At 45.9% G+C, this 17813-nt stretch carries 13 protein-coding genes and 3 pseudogenes; 8 read left to right on the top strand and 8 right to left on the bottom strand.

The genetic code is table 11. The features are described from left to right. Positions 1-11: 11 nt before the first annotated feature. A complete protein-coding gene (locus tag BST99_RS01790; RefSeq protein WP_105000276.1) occupies positions 12-884 on the top strand; it encodes a hydroxypyruvate isomerase family protein in 873 nt (290 codons plus the stop codon). Here BST99_RS01790 and BST99_RS01785 read toward each other — a convergent pair. The 3 genes and pseudogenes from BST99_RS01785 to guaA all read right to left on the bottom strand — a co-directional run bounded on the left by BST99_RS01785 (position 881) and on the right by guaA (position 5413). Continuing rightward, on the bottom strand, positions 881-1501 hold the full coding sequence (locus tag BST99_RS01785; protein ID WP_105000275.1) for a DUF922 domain-containing protein: 621 nt from the start codon (positions 1499-1501) through the stop codon (positions 881-883). The two genes, BST99_RS01790 and BST99_RS01785, sit on opposite strands and share 4 nt — an antisense overlap. Continuing rightward, positions 1498-3885, bottom strand: a complete 2388-nt coding sequence (locus BST99_RS01780) for a LysM peptidoglycan-binding domain-containing protein (protein WP_181044126.1) — start codon at positions 3883-3885, stop codon at positions 1498-1500. The genes BST99_RS01785 and BST99_RS01780 overlap by 4 nt, the downstream gene beginning before the upstream one ends. Next, a pseudogene (gene guaA / locus BST99_RS01775) lies at positions 3882-5413 on the bottom strand (glutamine-hydrolyzing GMP synthase). The gene BST99_RS01780 and the pseudogene guaA overlap by 4 nt, the downstream one beginning before the upstream one ends. Before the next feature lie 227 nt (positions 5414-5640). On the opposite strand from guaA, the gene BST99_RS01770 reads away from it, so the two are divergent. Continuing rightward, the gene (locus BST99_RS01770) at positions 5641-6192 is read left to right on the top strand and encodes a pyridoxamine 5'-phosphate oxidase family protein (RefSeq protein WP_105000273.1); all 552 of its coding nucleotides are present in this window, start codon (positions 5641-5643) and stop codon (positions 6190-6192) included. Here BST99_RS01770 and bshC read toward each other — a convergent pair. Further along, on the bottom strand, positions 6189-7799 hold the full coding sequence (gene bshC, locus BST99_RS01765) for a bacillithiol biosynthesis cysteine-adding enzyme BshC (protein WP_105000272.1): 1611 nt from the start codon (positions 7797-7799) through the stop codon (positions 6189-6191). The two genes, BST99_RS01770 and bshC, sit on opposite strands and share 4 nt — an antisense overlap. A gap of 124 nt (positions 7800-7923) precedes the next feature. Here bshC and BST99_RS01760 point away from each other — a divergent pair, with 124 nt between their 5' ends. Genes BST99_RS01760 through BST99_RS01750 form a run of 3 tightly spaced genes read left to right on the top strand, consistent with a single transcriptional unit; the run spans position 7924 to position 12642 of the window. Next, positions 7924-10413 carry a M14 family metallopeptidase gene (locus BST99_RS01760; protein ID WP_105002395.1) on the top strand — a complete coding sequence of 830 codons (2490 nt, stop codon included), beginning with the start codon at positions 7924-7926 and terminating at the stop codon, positions 10411-10413. Beyond that, the gene (locus tag BST99_RS01755) at positions 10414-11073 is read left to right on the top strand and encodes a GDSL-type esterase/lipase family protein (RefSeq protein ID WP_105000271.1); all 660 of its coding nucleotides are present in this window, start codon (positions 10414-10416) and stop codon (positions 11071-11073) included. Between the two features lie 6 nt (positions 11074-11079). Then, on the top strand, positions 11080-12642 hold the full coding sequence (locus BST99_RS01750) for a beta-N-acetylhexosaminidase (protein WP_105000270.1): 1563 nt from the start codon (positions 11080-11082) through the stop codon (positions 12640-12642). Between the two features lie 5 nt (positions 12643-12647). Here the strand turns inward: BST99_RS01750 and BST99_RS01745 are convergent, their stop codons facing one another. The 3 genes and pseudogenes from BST99_RS01745 to ruvX all read right to left on the bottom strand — a co-directional run bounded on the left by BST99_RS01745 (position 12648) and on the right by ruvX (position 14143). Continuing rightward, positions 12648-13055 carry a DUF5606 family protein gene (locus BST99_RS01745; protein ID WP_105000269.1) on the bottom strand — a complete coding sequence of 136 codons (408 nt, stop codon included), beginning with the start codon at positions 13053-13055 and terminating at the stop codon, positions 12648-12650. A 49-nt stretch (positions 13056-13104) separates the two neighbouring features. Beyond that, positions 13105-13698, bottom strand: coding sequence for a peptide deformylase (gene def / locus BST99_RS01740; RefSeq protein ID WP_105000268.1), 594 nt, complete (start codon positions 13696-13698; stop codon positions 13105-13107). A gap of 30 nt (positions 13699-13728) precedes the next feature. Beyond that, positions 13729-14143 (bottom strand): annotated as a pseudogene (gene ruvX / locus BST99_RS01735) (Holliday junction resolvase RuvX). A gap of 98 nt (positions 14144-14241) precedes the next feature. Here ruvX and BST99_RS01730 point away from each other — a divergent pair. Then, positions 14242-15056 (top strand): annotated as a pseudogene (locus BST99_RS01730) (2,3,4,5-tetrahydropyridine-2,6-dicarboxylate N-succinyltransferase). A 123-nt stretch (positions 15057-15179) separates the two neighbouring features. Then, the gene (locus BST99_RS01725) at positions 15180-15983 is read left to right on the top strand and encodes a glycosyltransferase family 2 protein (protein WP_105000267.1); all 804 of its coding nucleotides are present in this window, start codon (positions 15180-15182) and stop codon (positions 15981-15983) included. Here the strand turns inward: BST99_RS01725 and BST99_RS01720 are convergent. Beyond that, entirely contained in the window at positions 15965-16783 is an 819-nt protein-coding gene (locus tag BST99_RS01720; protein WP_105002394.1) for a glycosyltransferase family 2 protein, read from the bottom strand. The genes BST99_RS01725 and BST99_RS01720 overlap by 19 nt on opposite strands. Before the next feature lie 119 nt (positions 16784-16902). Between BST99_RS01720 and BST99_RS01715 the strand changes: the two genes are divergently transcribed. Further along, complete coding sequence (locus BST99_RS01715; RefSeq protein WP_105002393.1) at positions 16903-17802, top strand: ATP-grasp fold amidoligase family protein; 900 nt, start codon at positions 16903-16905, stop codon at positions 17800-17802. Positions 17803-17813: the final 11 nt, after the last annotated feature.

Here is a 17813-nt window from a genome sequence, read left to right as displayed (position 1 = left end):
ACATTAGCAGCATGGAAAGAAGAAAATTTATGCAAAAGGCCGGCGTGGCAGCCGTCGGATTAGGAAGTATCCCTGCCGCTCAGGCGAGGACTCTAGGCCAATCAGAGCAAGCATTTAAAAAGCTCAAACACAACATCAACCACAGCGTCTGTCAATGGTGTTATAGCGATATGCCTCTTGCTGACTTTTTGGATGTCCTGGTCGACTGGGGTATTCCGGCTATAGACCTTATTGGACCGGCTGACTGGGCTTTACTCAAAGAAAAAGGGATTCACTGTTCCATGTGCAATGGAGCCGAGATCAGTTTGACTGAGGGCTGGAACAATCCCAAGTACCACGAAACACTGATTGCCAACTACACCAAAATGATTCCCTTGGTCGCCGAAGCGGGCTACACCAATTTGATTTGCTTTAGCGGAAACCGGGATGGGATGAACGATTTAGTTGGACTACAACATTGTGTTGAAGGCCTTAAGCAAATTATTCCCTTGGCCGAAAAACACGGTGTAGTCATTCAAATGGAGCTCTTTAACCAGATCAACCACCCGGACTATATGGCTGATAATACGCTCTGGGCTGTGGAGCTCTGTCGTCGACTCGATACCGACAACTTCAAGTTGCTCTACGACATCTACCATATGCAAATCCAGGAAGGAGACATTATCCGAACCATACAGCAGTACCATCCGTATTTTGGCCATTACCATACTGCAGGGGTACCCGGAAGACATGAAATAGGGGATAACCAGGAGCTCTATTATCCGGCGATTATGAAAGCCATTTACGAAACAGGATTCCAGGGGTATGTCGCCCAGGAATTCATTCCAACGGCTAAAAAGCCTCTGAATTCCTTAAAAGAAGCCTTTCGTATTTGTGATGTTTAGGGAGTATTGGCGTTAAGCATTTTACCAATCAGCTCATTCCACAACAACTGATTTTCTCGGTTGCGGGAGAAGTTGGTTTCGCGATCGTACTGCTTCTGAAACTTACTCAAATCTCGTACGGTTTGCTGGTATATTTCTTTGACCTCCGACTTGATATTGCGGGTGTATTTTTTGGACTCCAATCGCTGCCTCAATTTGCGAGCAAATATTTCAGCAATATCGAAATGCAATTGTTCGTGATTCAAGATATGGTCATTGCAAACACTTGGGCGGTACCAGGATTCTGTGGGGTAGAAATGCGCTTTGACATCAAAAACAACCTGAACATCCCCGCTTCCTTGCCATTCCGCCTGATAGGAATAACTGATCCCGCTCGCCGTAGTAGCTGCAGCCACAGTGCCCATAGGTACAACTCCCTTAAAGTCTTCCCAGGTCAAACGCCATTCTTCTCGCCAGGGCAAGCCTTCTTCCTCCTGTGCATTGACTGCACAAGCAGCCAAAACCAACACTAAAAGCAGTACAGGTAGTGATCTCCCTTTCTTCCACCCCCACCTATTCGACAGGGATAGCCGGAAAGCCTTTAGACTTCCTATGTGCTGAGGGGAACTAAGAATCATTCGTTTTCTACCTGGCTAATGGTAAGATCATAGTTGTATCGCAGGATAAAGGAAGCCTTGTTTCCGTATCCAGAATTCCAATCGTTATTTACCTCCTTGAAGTAATTAAAACGGTTACCGCTGTACTCGGTCTCACCAATGAAAGGCGTGGTTTGGAAGAGGTTGTTTTTGTAGCCCAGCTTCAAGAGGAGATCAAAGGTTAAATCAAACCCTCTGATCGCATAACGATCAGCTTCTACTCCCCATCGACTGCGGTAGGATTCCATAAATTGATCATTAGCCACTTCCCTAAAAACAGAAGGGAAGGTGAAATTCAGGTTCGCTAGATGCGGCCTTGAAATTGCTTTGTCCTCAAAGGCATTGTCATAATGCGTGGTGAACATGCGTACGTCCTTCTTCTTGTCGGTATTTGCTGCGTTGAGTATAGAAGTGATACTCGCCACAATACTGCCCATATCGGTTTCCAAAATGACCCAGTTTTCTACTTCCTCAGACAACATTTCGGCGAATGCTTCTCTGTCCAAAGTATTTTCTACGAGGTCCGCTACCTTGGCCTCTGGAAAACGGCTTAAGATAGAATCACGGACAGCCATATGCACTTCATCGGCCATGATAATGATGTTCTCATCCGTTCTTTTAGAAGCTAAATAATCCAGCATTTTAACCCGAAGACTTTCTTCATCCGGAACCGAAAAATAGACATTCTGTAAAGTGAGCTCGCTATCGGCCAAAAAGGGCGTGATCACAGGCACGTTGTATTTGGAGGCCTGAATGGCTACTTCACCAAGAAGTTTTCGATCTACTGGCCCCACCACTGCACTGGCATTGGTTAAAGGATCGGATTCCAAAAGGTTCTTTACGCGCTCTAAATCACGCTGAGTATCCCAAAATTTTACATCGACTGACATCCCCATGGATTTAATCGAATCAAGGGCTACAATAGCTCCTGTATACAAGCCCATGGCATAGCGGCTATCGGTACGGGCTTTGAGCTGGCGTGCTGCCTTTTCTTTATCGGCCAAATCGTACCGATCCAAGCGGAAAGGCAAAAGGTAAACCAACTGCGGCCGAACATTGACATCCAGGCTATCGATCAAGTTGATCTGGTTCAGGACCAAACCTTCTTTCACATTGAGGTTTTGGGCCCTCTCTTTGGGCAACTTCAAAATCATTCCCTCTTTTAATCCGGCCTCGAGTTCTGGATTCAAAGCGAACAGGGTATCGCGACTAACCCCCAACTCCTGCGTGATTCTAAATATATTCTGCTTGGCGCTAACAGGGTAGTACACGTAGTTCTCTGTTGTAAGCTCCAGTTCTGGGGCTTCTTTCTTCGGAAAGCGAAGAACCATGCCCTCTTTAAGTCCCCCTTCTTGCACGATGACGGGGTTGAGTCGCAGGATTTCCTTTTGCTCAATTTCATACAGCTTACTCAAACTGTATAAGGTCATTTGTGTAGGAACAGTGTAAGACTCGTACAATGGAGTGGTTTCCTCCATCATTTCTTTAACCAAAACCGGCACTTTGAGTTGTTGGCCCACCGAGAGGTAACTACTGTTTTTAGGCAGATCCGGATTCAGGGCTGCTAGGCTATCAAGGCTGATTCCAAAACGGTGAGCTATACTCCAACGGGTTTCCTTTGGCTGAACCGTGATGGTGTCGAAGTTCAACCCCATTTTGACGATTTGCTCTTCCGTTGGGTAGCGTGGAATTTGCAGAATCATCCCTTTTTTCAGCGCTTCAGAGTACAAGGATTTATTGTATCGTTTAAGCTGCGCTTCCTTAATACCATACAATTGTGTGATACTGAAAATGGTCTCCTTCCGACGAACCTTGTGAGACATAAAACGCAAAGGCGCAATTCGTTCAGGTTGCTCTGTTGTTGCTTTCGTTTCGACCACTTTAGGGTACCGAGGAATCTGCAAAACCATACCGGTCTGCAATCCCCGACTGTTCAATTCGGGATTGTATTGTCGTAGTTGGGCTTCCGTAATATCGTACTGTTGAGTCAGGCTAAAAATGGTCTCTTTAGAAATGACTCGGTGTGCTGTAAAGCGCAGTGGATTGGAATCGCTTGGACCCGGTTTCACCGTATCCCGCTCAACAGTTCCAGTACTCGCAGGTGGAGTAATGGGTCCAGGCTTGATCGTACTGTTGCTCAAGTCAATAATCAAAAAGGTATTCGGCTTGATGTCTGTGGCCTTTTTGACGTCTTTGTTCGCCAACAAAATGGAGTATGGGGTTACCCCGTATCGCTTGGCAATGCTTTGGAGGGTTTCCCCTTCCTTAACAGCATGGGTCTTAAATTTTCGTTGTGCGGTTACCTTGCAAGCGGTAAAAGCAATGAGTAGGCAAAGGAGGAGTGCTTTGAGACAATTGTTTTTCATTCCCATTCTATTGTTGCAGGCGGCTTGGAACTGATATCGTACACCACCCTGTTTACACCTTTTACTTTATTAATGATATCGTTGGACGTTTTCTGAAGAAAATCATGCGGCAGATCAACCCAATCCGCAGTCATTCCATCTGTACTCTCGACAGCGCGCAACGCTACACATTTTTCATATGTTCTTTCATCCCCCATTACCCCTACACTGTTCACAGGCAGCAACATGGCTCCCGCTTGCCAGATTTTATCGTAGAGTCCCCATTCTTTCAAACCATTGATAAAAATGGCATCAACCTCCTGGAGAATGCGCACCTTTTCTGCGGTTATATCGCCTAATATACGAATTCCAAGTCCAGGACCGGGAAAGGGGTGTCTGCCCAAAATTTCTGGAGACATACCCATGCTTTTACCGACACGTCGTACCTCATCCTTGAACAAGAGCTTCAGTGGCTCCACCACTTTCAATTTCATAAAATCGGGCAGGCCTCCCACATTGTGGTGGCTCTTAATGGTCGCCGAAGGACCTCCCGTAGCCGAAACCGATTCGATTACGTCTGGATAAATCGTTCCCTGAGCAAGCCAGTTCACGTCCTCAATCAAATTGGCTTCGTCGTCAAACACCTCGATAAAGACCCGTCCAATAATTTTGCGTTTCTTCTCTGGATCCGACTCTCCTTCAAGAGCTTTCAAAAAGCGTGCCGAGGCATCAACCCCCTTGACATTTAAGCCCAATCCCTGATACTGCTCTAGTACCTGCTCGAATTCGTTTTTTCGGAGCAATCCATTGTTGACAAAGATGCAGTGCAACTGACTGCCAATGGCTTTGTGCAATAGGAAGGCCGCCACACTGGAATCCACACCTCCAGATAAGCCGAGGACCACTTTATCACTACCCAGTTTCTCTTTTAAATGAGCAACGGTTGAATCCACGAAGCATCCGGTGTCCAGTCTTGCTTCATCCCTACAATGTCTACCAAGAAATTCCTGATTATCAACTTCCCGGCTTCCGTATGGTAAACTTCTGGGTGAAATTGTATTCCGTAAGTCGTCTGGTTATTAAAGCGATAAGCAGCAAACTCAACATCCTCGGTACTGGCCAAAACTTCCGCTTCAGCAGGGAGTTGCTTGATGGTATCACTGTGACTCATCCACACCTGGCTCTGCTTTTCTACCCCATTGAAAAATGGATCAGCACTATTGACCTCCGCCAATCGGGCTCTTCCGTATTCCCTAGTAGCCGACGGAGCAACTACGCCGCCGTGGGCATGAGCCAAAAATTGGGCTCCGTAACAAATCCCAAGCAGTGGCTTTTTTCCTTGAATTTCTGATAAATCAGGAATCGGTGCTTGCTCTGAGCGAACCGAAGAAGGGGATCCCGAAAGGATTACCGCCTGATAATCATCCAAGGTGTTGGGCACCTTGTTGAAAGGAATGATTTCTGAATAAATGTGGAGTTCTCTTACGCGCCGTGCGATCAGCTGCGTGTACTGCGACCCGAAGTCGAGAATTAAGACCTTTTGATGCATGGGCAAAAATAGTAATTTGCCCAAAGTGAGAAAGCCTAGAATTTAAAAAGATAAACCCCGGGAACCACCCCGGGGTTTGTTGCAATAAAATCAAAACCAACCTAACACATGAATTGACTAATTCACAGTTGACTAAGGAAGAAAACTTCCTTTTTCATAGTCATTTTCAATACTTAAACAAGTCTTAGCGTTATTACCCTACCCCGATTTTGAATTATTTTTGAAAAATGACGAAATCCTACCCCACCACTAAGGAGATTTTCAGGCATCTAGAAAAAGGTTTTAGAAAAAAGGACCACCCTTTTCGCTTCTTTACTTTGGCCACACACGACCAGGAATACCCTGCGCTGCGCACCGTCGTCTTGAGACGGAGCAGACAAGATCAATGGATCGCTTTTTACACGGATTCCCGCTCCGAAAAAGCAACTCAACTTCATCAAAAAGGGCAGGCAACAGCACTGTTCTATCACCCCAAAAAACGCTGGCAACTTCAACTAAAGGGGCGTTGTGTAAAACTGGAAGACGAAGAAATTTTGGATTCCCTTTGGAAAAATATGCCAAAAGGGGCCAGAAGAGATTACTCCTCAGCCATGCCTCCTGGCTCCGTTGCTCATTCAGAACAGACCTTGGAATGGAACGATCAAGGCCGAAAACACTTTACAGTTTATCACCTCAAAGTGGAAGAAATCGAATCTCTTCAACTGAGAAGAGAAGGACATCTTCGACTGCGCTACCGCAGAAAGAACAAAGGATGGAAACAGGAATTATTGGTGCCTTAATCGGCGTCTAAAGTCAAGAGAAGTACCTGGCATTCGAGCGGATTAACACGCTTGACTAACCGGTCTATCAACTGTCCACTCGAGGTGTGATAGTGAGAAGTGATGTTGTCAAAACGCTCCTGCAAGCTTCCATTCGGAAAAAGACTTTCGTGCAATTCCGTCAAGCGCTCAATTTGGTCCTTGTGTTTTTTCTTCTGAGCCTTGAGCATCCGTTTTTCTAGATGCTCCAGGCCTTTAATTTGTTTTCTTTCCTGGGCCGCTACAGCACCGCGAAAACTAGCATCCGTTTGGTCGGCGAGCAAGTGCAGCGCTTTAAATTGCTCCACAAGTAGGTTCTTCTGATCCGAAAAATCGAGAGGTAAAGCCGATTCTCTACGAACAAAGAAGTTCACCAGTTCCTCTCTTTTTTTGAACAAATCTGCTCGACTCAATCCCAATTTTTCCCAATTAGCAGCCTGTTTGGCAGACCAGATCAAGACCGTACTTCTGAGCTGCAACATCGGAAAGGGTACGTGGAAGGATTCAAAACTGGCTCGCAGCTGCAGCCAATAGGCCAACTCACCTCCTCCACCGATATAACAGAGGTTGGGTAAAATCACTTCCTGGTACAAAGGCCTCAACATGACGTTAGGCGAAAATCGTTCGGGATGCTCCTCTAATTCCTGGAGCAGAGCGTCTTTCTTAAAATACTGAGAACCGTCAGCCAAAGCAAACCCTCCATTGTCCTGAACCAGACGCTCACGCTTTTGGTCCGTGAGGTAGAATAGATTACACTCCCTTGGATTCACCTGAATTTTGTACTCAGAGTGTACCTGCTTTAGGGCCTCATTGGTTGCTGTGACCGCTTCATAGCTACTTTGCTGCTCCAACTCCTGCCGCATGGCCGGAACAAAAAGTGTCTTTAGAGCAGCTGAGTCAGCATCCAGTACTACAAGACCGTACTCCCCAAAAAGAGTGTGCACCAAGTGACGAGTAGCCGAAGCCAAATTGGGGGAATCCGTATACGCCTCTTCAATTATTTGCAACAAGGCTGTATTGTGCTTCCCTGGGCCTAATAAGTGCTTTAAGCCAATTAATACTTCCTCCATTCCACTCAAGTCCATCCGTCCAACAGCCCCGCCAAAAGGACGGTTCCACTGAATCTTTTGTCCTCCGAGATGGAAGAAATTAATTTCCTCAAAATCGTGATCTTCGGTTGCCATCCAATACACCGGCACAAAATGTTGATCCGGGTATCGTTCATTGAGCTTTTGACTCATATTAATGGCTGCACTGATTTTATAGAGAAAATACAAGGGCCCGGTCCCTAAATTGAGTTGGTGACCTGTGGTAACGGTAAAGGCATTGCATTCGAGGAGTTTTTGCAGTTGCTCTTCGACAGCTTCCGTTTTTTGCAAGCCTGTGTATTGTCTTCTTATTTCATCAACCAAAATGGCCCTGGAAGAACGGCTATAAGAATTCGACTTTTCGGCGATTTGGGCCTGAAAAGATTCTATTTCTGGGTAGCGGTTGTAGAAGGGTTGGAGCTCCTTTTTCTGCGTAACATAGTCTTTCAACAGGGGAGAAAGAAAGGAGGTTTCAGTAAAAGACAAACAGTCTGAAGGCATGAGTGCAAAAACTTTGTAAATATATCGTACCCGCTCCCTTTATTTACTAAAATTTCGTTAATTAGGGTGGATCTGCCGAAATCATTTGGCTAAAATTAAATCGAGAAAAAACTCCAACTAGTTGATGAAGAAGATATTAGCCCTAGTGCTATGCTTTACTGCTCTGGTACAAGCTCAAAAAATCCAATCACCAAGTGAATTTTTAGGATATGAATTAGGAACTCAGTTTAGCCGACATTACGAGGTGACCGATTATTTCGAACATTTGGCCGAAAGTTCAAATGGGATGCTGAAGTTGACCTCATATGGCACCACGAATGAACGCCGTCCTCTACTGCTGGCCTACATTTCGACCGAAGAAAATATTGACAACTTAGAGTCAATTCGCCAAGCCCATTTGGCTCAGACTTCTGGCACCGCTGGTTCAGACAAAGCCATCGTCTGGTTGAGCTACAATGTGCATGGGAACGAAAGCGTCAGCACAGAAGCAGCCATGAAGACCGCTTTCGATTTGTTGACCTCCAAATCCGACTATCTTAAGAATACCGTGGTCATCATGGACCCTTGTATCAATCCCGACGGACGTGATCGCTACAGCAACTGGTACAATCAATACAAGAACACCCCTTTCCAAACAGATCCCAATAGCAAGGAACACTGGGAAGGATGGTGGTCAGGCCGATCCAATCATTATATGTTTGATTTGAACCGAGACTGGGCTTGGTTAACCCAGGTCGAAAGTCAGCAGCGGCTAAAAATGTACAACCAGTGGATTCCTCATATTCATGTAGATTTTCACGAACAGGGAGTCGATAGCCCTTACTACTTTGCTCCTGCAGCTGAACCCCTGCACGAAGTGATCACGCCTTTTCAACGGAGCTTTCAACGAACCATCGGTAAAAACCACGCCAAGTATTTTGATCAAAACGGCTGGTTCTACTTTACCAAGGAGCGCTTCGATCTCTTCTACCCGAGTTATGGAGATACTTACCCCATGTACACCGGTGGCATAGGAATGACCTATGAGCAAGGGGGAAGCGGCCGAGCCGGGCTAGCGATTATCAACAGCAATGGAGACACTTTAAGCCTACAAGACCGATTAGCCCACCATTACACGACCGGGATGTCTACTGTTGAGGTTGCGGCGGCCAACATCGAAAAGCTCAACCAAGAATACGCCAAGTACTACCAGGACAGGAGCGCCAAGTACAACAGCTATGTCATGAGCGGAAACAAAGACCAAGTCAAGGCCTTGGCTTCCTTACTTGACCACCACGAGATTGAATACAGCATTCAAAACCCAGGGACCATTAAAGGCTACAACTACCAAACCGGTGTCCGAGGGTCAAAGCGCTACGGAGAGGCTTTAGTGGTTAACAGCCGGCAGCCCAAAAGCAAACTGGTTAAGGTGCTCTTTGAGCCTCAACCCAAACTCACCGATTCATTGACCTATGATATCACCGCCTGGTCTCTCCCTTACGCCTATGGTTTGGATGCCATGGCGACGGAAACTGTTTTGGGCAGTAGCAACAACAGCTCTTTACTCAACTTCGACACCACTCATGCCGAGGTTCCTTATTTTCAAAACACAACATCGGCATCTTTAAACGCTTCCTACGCCTATCTAGCAGACTGGAACAGTATGGATGATGCCCGTATGCTCGCGGATTTATTGCAACAAAAGGTGCGTGTTCGCAAGGCATACAAGGATTTTGAAATTGAAGGCGGTTCATACAAGAAAGGCACTCTAATCATTACCCAGTCCGACAACGACCATTTGGATAATCTTGCCTCCATCTTACAAGCCGTCTCAAATAAATACCAACAGGACTTTACCCCCGTAAACAGTGGCTACGTGGACAAAGGAAAGGACTTCGGTTCTTCTTATGTGCAAATGATCAAGCCGGTGAAAGTTGCCGTTCTCAGCGGAGATGGGGTAAACTTGTATCGCTTTGGGGAGGTATGGCACTTTTTTGAAAAGCAATTGCACTATCCCCTTACCGTTCTGGACACCGACTACTGGCAACGCGTCGATCTAGATGAATACGATGTACTTATTTTACCTGGCGGTCGCTATTTCGGCGTTTTGGGTGACCGGGAGAAAAAAGACCTCAAAGAATGGGTGCGTCAGGGTGGACGACTTATCGCGATGGAAAATGCACTTAATAACCTGGCCGGAGAGAGCGCCGGTTTTGGCCTGGAGTACGCCGATCGTTCCGGGGAGGGTGATAAAAACGAACAGCCAGAACCTTTTGATCAGACCAGTCGTACCCGCATTATGGGAGCCATAACAGGCGCTATCTTTAAAACCAAAGTGGATCCCAGTCATCCAATGGCCTTCGGTTATGACCAAGAGTATTTCAGCCTAAAACTAGGCTCGTCTGCTTTCTCTTATTTAGACCGCGGAAATGTAGCCTACCTTGAAGGTGACGCACAAGCGGTCTCTGGTTTTGCCGGAAGTAAGGCCCTAAAGAACATACAAAATACCCTGGTCTTTGGCGTACAGCCAATGGGACGTGGATCCGTTGTTTTTATGGTGGACAATCCGCTCTTCCGAGGATTTTGGGAAAATGGAAAACTCTTTATGGCCAACGCCCTTTTTATGCTCGACTAGATGAAAAAGACCTTATTACTTTTTAGCCTCGCAGCCCTACTTTTTCAAACTTCTTGGGCCCAAGGTCGCTTTGATGAAGAGGTTCAAACCCTTAAAGCGAAGTACGACTCCCTGCGCCCGAGTCTAAATCCTGACCAAAAAACGGTGGTCTTTGTTGGAAGTTCCAGCATTCGGATGTGGAAAAATGTGGAGGAAATTTCTGATCAACACAACATCATCAATACCGGCTTTGGGGGATCGACAGCAAAGGATCTTTTAGGTTATACAGCCCCCCTCATCCTGGACCACTATCCCGACCAGGTCTTTATCTACGAAGGCGATAATGATATCTTTATGAAGGAATCTCTGGATCGAATCATGAGAAGAATGCGTCGAATTGTTCGCAGAATCAAGAAGTACAATCCGGATTGCCAAATTGTCTTGATATCAGCCAAACCCAGTATTGCCCGGTGGTCCCTTAAGGGGCAGTATCAGAAATTAAACAAGCGGTTTTACCGTTGGTCCAAGAGAAAAAAGAATATGGCGTATGCCGATGTTTGGAAGCCCATGCTCAATGGAGAGGAGCTCAAGAACGATCTGTTCATTGAGGACAATCTGCACATGAACGACGCCGGCTACCAGATTTGGAAAACCGTGCTCCAACCCTATCTGATAAAATAGGTCTCTATGAGAATCAAAACCACGCTCTTGCTTTTACTGGGCACGAGCCTTTTCAGCCAATGCACTCCAGAGAAGGAAGTGCTGAACCTACCCAAAACAGATTTAAAACAAACGGCCTTCTTGCCCTGGCCATCCGAAATTCTTGCAGACAGTAGCGCCTTTCCTCTGGACAGCCTCACTCCGATTCTTTTGGAAGACAAATCCAAATCCTGGCAACAACTGCAGCAGCGCGTTCAGGCTGAATTGAAAGAGCAAACCGGCTGGGAGCTCCCTTTAGAACAATTGGCTCAGCGTTCACCTTTAGTCATTCGGTCTGTACCCCCTACAGATGGAGGCAGTGAAGCCTACCGATTACGTATCGGGCAGGATACCCTCTTTTTAGAGGCTTCCGACCCCGCGGGAGCCTATAGAGGATTACAAAGCCTGAAACAGAATATTCCCCATCAGACCAACGATACCCTGGCCAACCGCAGAATCCTGGTGGTTCCTGGGGGAGAAATTAATGACCGTCCTCGCTATGCCTACCGAGGCATGATGCTGGATGTGGCTCGGCACTTCTTCAGTGTTGATGAAGTTAAGCGTCTCCTTGATCAATTGAGTTATTACAAAGTCAATCACCTGCATTTGCACCTGAGCGATGACCAAGGATGGCGTATCGAAATCAAAGGCTGGCCAGAACTGACCGGAATCGGTGCCGCTACAGAAGTAGGAGGAACTCCCGGAGGATTCTACACGCAGGAAGAGTACCGTGAATTGGTGGACTACGCGAAAAGCCGATACATCACTATCGTTCCCGAGATCGATATGCCTGGCCACACCAATGCGGCCGTAGTGAGCTATCCAGAACTCAACGGAAACGGAAAAACCCCAAAGCCTTATACGGGTACCCGAGTGGGCTTCAGCACTTTTGATACCAGAAGCGACAAAACCTATGCCTTCTTGGAAGATGTCATTCAGCAAATTACTGCATTAACCGATGGGCCCTTCTTCCACGTCGGTGGAGACGAAAGCCATGTGACCAAGAAAGAGGACTATATCTACTTCTTGGAACGGGTTGAACCCTTGATTACCAAGGCAGGCAAACGCATGATGGGATGGGATGAAATTGTACAAGCCAAGCTGGGCAATTCTACTGTACTACAACACTGGAGAACACCCGAAAATGCCGCAAAAGGAGGAGAACAAGGAATGCAAGTCGTTCTCTCTCCTGCCTTCTTCAGCTATCTGGATATGAAATACGACAAATATTCTGAATACGGTTTGACTTGGGCGGGATTCATCCCTGTAGACAAAGCCTACAACTGGAATCCGGATGAAGCTGTCACCGGCTTAGCGCAAAAGAATATTCTCGGGCTTGAAGCGCCTTTGTGGTCCGAAACCGTCTCCAATTCAGCTGAGTTGGAATACCTCGCCTATCCGAGAATGGCAGGATATGCCGAAATGGCCTGGAGCCAACAAGAGCACAGGGAATGGGATTTCTACCTGAAAAGGCTAAAATCTCAACGTCAAAGGTGGGATAAGGAAGGGATCAATTACTACAAGTCTCCCGTTTTTGGGACGGAGGAGTAATCGTCCTATTCCTCTTCATTGGAATCCGAGAAATCGGTAATTCCTTTTTCACGAAGTAGGTTGTACCAGCGAATGATCTTTTTGATATCGCTCGCGTAAACCCGATCCTCGTCATAGTTTGGCAACACTTCAAAGAAGTATTCTTCCAATTTGAGCTTATCCTCTTTGTGACTGACAGAGGTTTCGCCTCCTTTTTCTTTTACTTGAATATTTAAGAAGACTTCACGCAGAGGAACTTCCTCCTCCAAAGTGTAGATGGCGATCTCAGAAAGAACACTCACGTTATTTCTCAAACCTACGGTAATGCGTTTGCCGTCGAGTAGGGATTCACCAACAAATCCGGTTCTTGTTTGAGTCACCAGCTTGTACAAGCCGGGTTTACCGGAAATTGAAAGAATTTTATCTAGTGTCAATGTCTGTATTTTAGGGTGACGAAATTAAGGAAAAAGAGGGCTTATCGGACTAAGACCGTCCTTTTTTAATGGCCGGGAATCGCATCTTGTAGTCGACACTTATTTTACCCTTGCTGATTTTTTCCAGGCGACCTCTCAATAGCCGTTTTTTTAAGCTCGACAGCTTATCGGTAAAGAGAATTCCCTCGATGTGATCGTATTCGTGCTGAACAACCCGGGCAATAACTCCGTCCAACTTAAGCTCATGAGCGTTAAAGTCCTCATCCTGGTAGTGCAGTACCAATTCCGGTTTGCGGTACACATCTTCTCGGACATCTGGAATACTCAAACAGCCCTCACTAAAGGCCCACTCCTCTCCTTCTTCTTCCACAATAGTAGGATTGATAAAAACTTTCTTAAAAGCCTTAAGCTCTTCTACCTCCTCTTCAGTCAACTCTTCATCTTCAGCGAAAGGAGCCGTATCGACCAGAAATAAACGAATGGCCAAGCCGATTTGAGGAGCAGCTAAACCTACACCATGGGCATTGTACATGGTATCCCACATGTTGTCGATGAGTTCCTTCAGCTTTGGGTAGTCCGCATCGATGTCAACGGCTTTCTTCTTTAGTACAGGATCGCCATAGGCGACAATAGGTAATACCATATAACAGTTACAATTCTGATCCCGCAGGTATCAAAAGGGGTTTTTATCCATAAAGGCCTGTAGAATCAGGACCGCGCTGATCTCATCTACTAAACCTTTGTTTTGTCTTTTCTTCTTCGAGGCACCTCCCAAACGCAAACTTTGGGCGGCCATCTTTGATGTAAAGCGCTCATCTTGTCTATGCACAGGCATCTCAGGATATTTCTGCACAAATTTTTGCAAGAATTTCTGAATGTCTCCCTCCGACTCGGATGGACTCCCATCCATTTGAACCGGCAGACCTACCACAAGCTCCTACCTTTTCTTCCGCAAGATAACTATCCAGAAAGTTAAAGAGTTTAGAAGTGGCTACCGTCGGCAGTCCACTCGCGATTATCCGCCCTTCATCAGTGGCGGCTACCCCTGTTCTTACTTTGCCATAATCGAGCGCTAAGAGTCTTGACAAGCTTCACTTTTCCACAAAAATAAATCAATTTTGTAATCTCTATAAAAGCCTGCATTTTTCGACCCAAAGCACCCTATCTTTGCCCCAAATTTTCGGAAATGAACGAATACAAATCAACCATTGAAGCGGCTTGGGAAGACCGAAGTCTTTTGCAAAAAGAAGAGGTGAAAACCACCATCAGAGCAGTACTCGAAGCCCTGGACAAGGGCCAATTGCGCTGTGCTGAGCCTACGTCAGAGGATGGCAAGTCAATGAATGGGTGAAAAAAGCAGTCGTTCTTTATTTCCCTATCCAAGAAATGGAAACCCTAGAAGTTGGAATTTTTGAATTTCATGATAAGATTCCGCTCAAGAAAGATTATAAATCACAAGGAGTTCGTGTGGTTCCCCACGCGGTTGCAAGGCACGGAGCCTTCATTGCTCCCTCCACTATCCTCATGCCGAGTTATGTCAATATTGGCGCCTATGTCGATGAAGGGACTATGGTTGATACTTGGGCTACGGTTGGTAGCTGCGCCCAAATCGGAAAAAACGTCCACTTGAGTGGTGGTGTTGGTATTGGAGGAGTGCTGGAGCCTCTTCAAGCCGCACCGGTAATCATCGAAGACAACGTATTCGTTGGATCTCGCTGTATTGTGGTAGAAGGTGTACGCGTAGAGCAAGAAGCGGTTCTTGGGGCCAACGTGGTCTTAACGGCCTCTACTAAGATCATCGATGTCAGTGGATCGGAACCTGTAGAGTACAAGGGTAGGGTTCCTGCCAGGTCAGTTGTTATACCAGGGAGCTATACAAAGACTTTTCCCGCAGGTGATTACCAAGTGCCCTGTGCCTTGATCATCGGGAAAAGAAAAGAGAGTACGGACAAAAAGACCTCTTTGAATGACGCCTTGAGAACCCACAAGGTCGCAGTTTAAAAAGGACTACGCTTGGTGTTAGGCCGTATCCTCCTATCTTTGTAGGATAATTACTATCGTGTAAAATTTTTTTTGTAATTTTTAGTTATTAGGACAGAGGACACGCCCCAACGCAGAGATCGCATGAAGGATAGTTATCAAACAACACCTAGCATAAGTGCCTTAGTCATTACCTATAACGAGATTGGCTATATCGAAAAATGCCTTGAATCCATCGCTTTTGCCGATGAGATTATTGTCATTGATTCGTATAGTACAGACGGCACTTACGAGTACCTCTTGCAGCAAGAAAATGTTCGGGTAATTCAACACCCGTTCAAAAACTTCACCGCTCAGAAATCATACGCTCTAGAGCAAGCCCGTAACGACTGGATTCTTTTTGTCGATGCTGACGAAGTAGTCACCGAACAGTTACGAGACGAAATTCAAGAAACCCTAGCCGGGCCCCAGACCCATGATGCTTACTGGTTTTATCGCCAATTCATGTTCGAAAACAACCGCTTGAGATTCAGTGGTTGGCAAACCGATAAAAATCACCGACTTTTCAAAAAAAGCAAGGTAAAGTTCACGGACCGCAAATTGGTGCACGAAACTTTAGAAGTCAATGGAACCTCTGGTAAAATGAGATCCAAATTGATGCACTATTGCTACAAAGACTTTGAAGACTACAAAGGCAAAATGTTGCATTACGGGCGTCTGAAGGCCAGAGAAGCTTTTTACAAAGAAAAGCACTTCAACTACCTGTCTTTGTATGTAAAGCCCTTCTGGAAATTCTTCAACAACTACATTCTTCGCTTGGGAATTATGGACGGAAAGAAAGGGATTACCATATGCTATTTGAATGCTCTTAGCGTGTATGAGCGCTTCCGCGAGCTAAAGCGCCTCGAAAAGAAAAACGAATTGGCCTACTACTTGGTAATGCCGTAATCGGTCCAGGTCTTTTTCTGACTTCTTGTTTCTTTTCTTATCGCTTGATTTTTGGCAATGGATTCAGGTGTCTTGTACCCTCTTTTGTGATCCAAATGCACACAAACCGCACTGTAGCGCAACTGCTTAGAGAGAATACCTGTATTAAAAAGCCGCTCACCCAGTTCCCGGTCTTGCCCTCCATACTGCATCCGTTCGTCAAAACCATTGACTTTTTCAATATCCGCTTTCCAGCCGGAAGAGTTGTGGCCATTCCAACTTGCGTTGGTCGGAGTAATCGTATTGAGCAGTTTAGAGATAAACCCCTTAGCCGTCAGCTTGTTGTTCTTAAAGGTTTTAGGTATCCCTTTCTCCTTTAACCATTGAATATCGAAGCAGCGTTGAGTCTGTATATCCTCGAGCCCAATCATTTCTGATATATTCATGGGGAGCATATAATAACCGCCAGAAATGAAAAATCCCTCTTCTTTATTGATGTAATGAACCTCCGTGAAGTCTTCTCGCGGAATACAATCCCCATCGGTCATAATGATGTAGTCAGCCTGACAAGCACTCACGGCTTTATTGAGGATTCGGGACTTTTGAAAACCCTCATCTTCCTGCCATATGTGCTGGATCGGAAAAAAAACTTCCTCCCGCATTTGATCTATTAAAGATTTGGTTGCCGGACCCGAACCGTCATCTGCGATCACCAATTCGAATTCTTTAAAGAGTTGGCAGTTGAACCCCCAAAGAACTTTTTTAAGCCATTCCTCTGAATTGTAAGTACTTACAATAACCGATATTTTGGGTTGATCCATCTGTTCTTCTGCTTCCGGCAAAAATAAAAAAGTCTTTCATTTATATTTGTTCCTCAGGGGTATTGAAAACCCGAGAAACGGCAAAAAGTCGTTTTCTTTTAAGTCTTCAACCATCCACCATGCGCAGACTTGGCCTCGCTCTATTAAAGAAATGTAAGTTCCTTCCGGATCCTTTTTACGCCAAAGTGTATTACGAATACTACACCGGCAAAAAGCTGGATCTCGAGAATCCTGTGGAATTCAATCAGAAAATCCATTGGATGAAGGTATATTACCGTCCGAAAATACTCAATCAACTCGTCGACAAGTACGCTGTGCGGCAGTATGTGGAAGAAAAGATTGGGCCCCAATACCTCAATGAGCTTATCGCCTTATACAACAGCGCCTCCGAGGTCGATTTTGACGCCTTACCACAGCAGTACGTACTAAAAGGAACCCATGGGTTTCACTTCAACCTCATCGTCCCGGATAAGAGTAAACTCAACTTAAAAAAGGCCCGTTTTCTGCTTCGAAAGTGGCAGATGAAAAACCAGTACTGGCGAGGAGGAAAAGAATGGGCCTACAAAGATGTACCGCCCCGTTTCGTGGCCGAAAAATTCCTGGCCGAACTCGGAAAAGAAGAAATTGCAGATTATAAATTTTACTGCTTTAACGGAGAACCCAAATTTGTTCAAGTGGATGAGGACCGCAGCACCGAACACCGCCGGGCTTATTACAATATGGCGTGGGAAAAGCAGGCCTTCTACCGCCAGGGGAATTACCAGCCCATGGAAGATGATTACCCCAAACCACCCGCTTTTGAAGAAATGGTAGAAGTTTCCCGTAAGCTTGCTGATCGCTTCCCCTTTGTTCGCGTTGATCTTTACAACATTGACGGCCGCATCCTCTTTGGAGAAATGACCTTCTACCCAGCTGATGGCCGCAATGAGTTTTTACCAGACGAGTACAATGCCATCATCGGCTCTTATATACAGTTGCCTGAAATACCCGCCGGCAAGCCTTTCCGAACAGAAATTTAAGCAGGCTATCT

The sequence above is a fragment of the Aureicoccus marinus genome (genome assembly GCF_002954325.1).
Lineage (GTDB): Bacteria > Bacteroidota > Bacteroidia > Flavobacteriales > Flavobacteriaceae > Aureicoccus > Aureicoccus marinus.
The sequence above is the reverse complement of the archived record's forward strand: the minus strand, read 5'-3'. Positions and strand labels throughout refer to the sequence as shown.

Coding starts and splice junctions, on each gene's coding strand:
- BST99_RS01790 (WP_105000276.1), top strand. CDS start 12: ATGGAAAGAAGAAAATTTATGCAAAAGGCCGGCGTGGCAGCCGTCGGA.
- BST99_RS01785 (WP_105000275.1), bottom strand. CDS start 1,501: ATGATTCTTAGTTCCCCTCAGCACATAGGAAGTCTAAAGGCTTTCCGG.
- BST99_RS01780 (WP_181044126.1), bottom strand. CDS start 3,885: ATGAAAAACAATTGTCTCAAAGCACTCCTCCTTTGCCTACTCATTGCT.
- BST99_RS01770 (WP_105000273.1), top strand. CDS start 5,641: ATGACGAAATCCTACCCCACCACTAAGGAGATTTTCAGGCATCTAGAA.
- bshC (WP_105000272.1), bottom strand. CDS start 7,799: ATGCCTTCAGACTGTTTGTCTTTTACTGAAACCTCCTTTCTTTCTCCC.
- BST99_RS01760 (WP_105002395.1), top strand. CDS start 7,924: ATGAAGAAGATATTAGCCCTAGTGCTATGCTTTACTGCTCTGGTACAA.
- BST99_RS01755 (WP_105000271.1), top strand. CDS start 10,414: ATGAAAAAGACCTTATTACTTTTTAGCCTCGCAGCCCTACTTTTTCAA.
- BST99_RS01750 (WP_105000270.1), top strand. CDS start 11,080: ATGAGAATCAAAACCACGCTCTTGCTTTTACTGGGCACGAGCCTTTTC.
- def (WP_105000268.1), bottom strand. CDS start 13,698: ATGGTATTACCTATTGTCGCCTATGGCGATCCTGTACTAAAGAAGAAA.
- BST99_RS01725 (WP_105000267.1), top strand. CDS start 15,180: ATGAAGGATAGTTATCAAACAACACCTAGCATAAGTGCCTTAGTCATT.
- BST99_RS01720 (WP_105002394.1), bottom strand. CDS start 16,783: ATGGATCAACCCAAAATATCGGTTATTGTAAGTACTTACAATTCAGAG.
- BST99_RS01715 (WP_105002393.1), top strand. CDS start 16,903: ATGCGCAGACTTGGCCTCGCTCTATTAAAGAAATGTAAGTTCCTTCCG.